The following is a 3,128-nucleotide window of genomic DNA, read 5'->3' as shown; positions in this document are numbered from 1 at the left end:
GTTACCAGGCTTCCATATCTGGCCTATCAACCCAGTCGTCTACTGGGAGCCTTACCCCATCAAGTGGGTGGGAGTCCTCATCTCGAAGCAGGCTTCCCGCTTAGATGCTTTCAGCGGTTATCCCTCCCGAACGTAGCCAACCAGCCATGCCCTTGGCAGAACAACTGGCACACCAGAGGTTCGTCCGTCCCGGTCCTCTCGTACTAGGGACAGCCCTTCTCAAGACTCCTACGCGCACAGCGGATAGGGACCGAACTGTCTCACGACGTTCTAAACCCAGCTCGCGTACCGCTTTAATGGGCGAACAGCCCAACCCTTGGGACCGACTCCAGCCCCAGGATGCGACGAGCCGACATCGAGGTGCCAAACCATCCCGTCGATATGGACTCTTGGGGAAGATCAGCCTGTTATCCCCGGGGTACCTTTTATCCGTTGAGCGACGGCGCTTCCACAAGCCACCGCCGGATCACTAGTCCCGACTTTCGTCCCTGCTCGACCCGTCGGTCTCACAGTCAAGCTCCCTTGTGCACTTACACTCAACACCTGATTGCCAACCAGGCTGAGGGAACCTTTGGGCGCCTCCGTTACCCTTTAGGAGGCAACCGCCCCAGTTAAACTACCCATCAGACACTGTCCCTGATCCGGATCACGGACCCAGGTTAGACATCCAGCACGACCAGACTGGTATTTCAACGACGACTCCACAAACACTGGCGTGCCTGCTTCACAGTCTCCCAGCTATCCTACACAAGCCGAACCGAACACCAATATCAAACTGTAGTAAAGGTCCCGGGGTCTTTCCGTCCTGCTGCGCGAAACGAGCATCTTTACTCGTAGTGCAATTTCACCGGGCCTATGGTTGAGACAGTCGAGAAGTCGTTACGCCATTCGTGCAGGTCGGAACTTACCCGACAAGGAATTTCGCTACCTTAGGATGGTTATAGTTACCACCGCCGTTTACTGGCGCTTAAGTTCTCAGCTTCGCCCACCCGAAAGTGAGCTAACCGGTCCCCTTAACGTTCCAGCACCGGGCAGGCGTCAGTCCGTATACATCGCCTTACGGCTTCGCACGGACCTGTGTTTTTAGTAAACAGTCGCTTCTCGCTGGTCTCTGCGGCCACCCCCAGCTCACGGAGTAAATCCGATCACCAAGCGTGGCCCCCCTTCTCCCGAAGTTACGGGGGCATTTTGCCGAGTTCCTTAACCATAGTTCACCCGAACGCCTCGGTATTCTCTACCTGACCACCTGAGTCGGTTTAGGGTACGGGCCGCCATGAAACTCGCTAGAGGCTTTTCTCGACAGCATAGGATCATCCACTTCACCACAATCGGCTCGGCATCAGGTCTCAGACACAAGGTGCGCGGATTTGCCTACACACCGTCCTACACCCTTACCCCGGGACAACCACCGCCCGGGATGGACTACCTTCCTGCGTCACCCCATCACTCACCTACTACCAACTTGGGTCAGCGGCTCCACCACTCCCCTTTGCCCGAAGGCTCCAGGGCGGCTTCACGGCCTTAGCATCACTGGATTCGATGTTTGACGCTTCACAGCGGGTACCGGAATATCAACCGGTTATCCATCGACTACGCCTGTCGGCCTCGCCTTAGGTCCCGACTTACCCTGGGCAGATCAGCTTGACCCAGGAACCCTTAGTCAATCGGCGCAAACGTTTCTCACGTTTGTATCGCTACTCATGCCTGCATTCTCACTCGTCAACCGTCCACGACTACCTTCCAGTGCCGCTTCACCCGGCAGACGACGCTCCCCTACCCATCACAGCACCCGTTGGGGCTATACGCTGCAATGACACGACTTCGGCGGTACGCTTGAGCCCCGCTACATTGTCGGCGCGGAATCACTAGACCAGTGAGCTATTACGCACTCTTTCAAGGGTGGCTGCTTCTAAGCCAACCTCCTGGTTGTCTGTGCGACTCCACATCCTTTCCCACTTAGCGTACGCTTAGGGGCCTTAGTCGATGCTCTGGGCTGTTTCCCTCTCGACCATGGAGCTTATCCCCCACAGTCTCACTGCCGCGCTCTCACTTACCGGCATTCGGAGTTTGGCTAAGGTCAGTAACCCGGTAGGGCCCATCGCCTATCCAGTGCTCTACCTCCGGCAAGAAACACACGACGCTGCACCTAAATGCATTTCGGGGAGAACCAGCTATCACGGAGTTTGATTGGCCTTTCACCCCTAACCACAGGTCATCCCCCAGGTTTTCAACCCTGGTGGGTTCGGTCCTCCACGAAGTCTTACCTCCGCTTCAACCTGCCCATGGCTAGATCACTCCGCTTCGGGTCTTGAGCGTGCTACTACAGCGCCCTATTCGGACTCGCTTTCGCTACGGCTTCCCCACCCGGGTTAACCTCGCAACACACCGCAAACTCGCAGGCTCATTCTTCAAAAGGCACGCAGTCACGAGACACCAGCAAGCTGATGTCCGACGCTCCCACGGCTTGTAGGCACACGGTTTCAGGTACTATTTCACTCCCCTCCCGGGGTACTTTTCACCATTCCCTCACGGTACTATCCGCTATCGGTCACCAGGGAATATTTAGGCTTAGCGGGTGGTCCCGCCAGATTCACACGGGATTTCTCGGGCCCCGTGCTACTTGGGTGTCTCTCAAACGAGCCGCTGACGTTTCGACTACGGGGGTCTTACCCTCTACGCCGGACCTTTCGCATGTCCTTCGCCTACATCAACGGTTTCTGACTCGTCCCACGGCCGGCAGACCGTGGAAGAGAGATCCCACAACCCCGCATACGCAACCCCTGCCGGGTCTCACACGCATACGGTTTGGCCTCATCCGGTTTCGCTCGCCACTACTCCCGGAATCACGGTTGTTTTCTCTTCCTGCGGGTACTGAGATGTTTCACTTCCCCGCGTTCCCTCCACACTGCCTATGTGTTCAGCAGCGGGTGACAGCCCATGACGACTGCCGGGTTTCCCCATTCGGAAACCCCCGGATCAAAGCCTGGTTGACGACTCCCCGGGGACTATCGTGGCCTCCCACGTCCTTCATCGGTTCCTGGTGCCAAGGCATCCACCGTGCGCCCTTAAAAACTTGGCCACAGATGCTCGCGTCCACTGTGCAGTTCTCAAACAACGACCAGCCACCC

At 57.1% G+C, this 3,128-nt stretch carries 1 rRNA gene; it reads right to left on the bottom strand.

From position 1 onward, the window contains the following. A 23S ribosomal RNA gene (locus AQJ11_RS44915) occupies positions 1-3,079 on the bottom strand; the annotation flags it as partial. Positions 3,080-3,128 lie beyond the last annotated feature (49 nt).

This window comes from Streptomyces corchorusii (assembly GCF_001514055.1).
GTDB lineage: Bacteria > Actinomycetota > Actinomycetes > Streptomycetales > Streptomycetaceae > Streptomyces > Streptomyces olivaceoviridis.
Note: the sequence above shows the minus strand (reverse complement) of the source record. Positions and strands in the feature narration are given on the sequence as shown.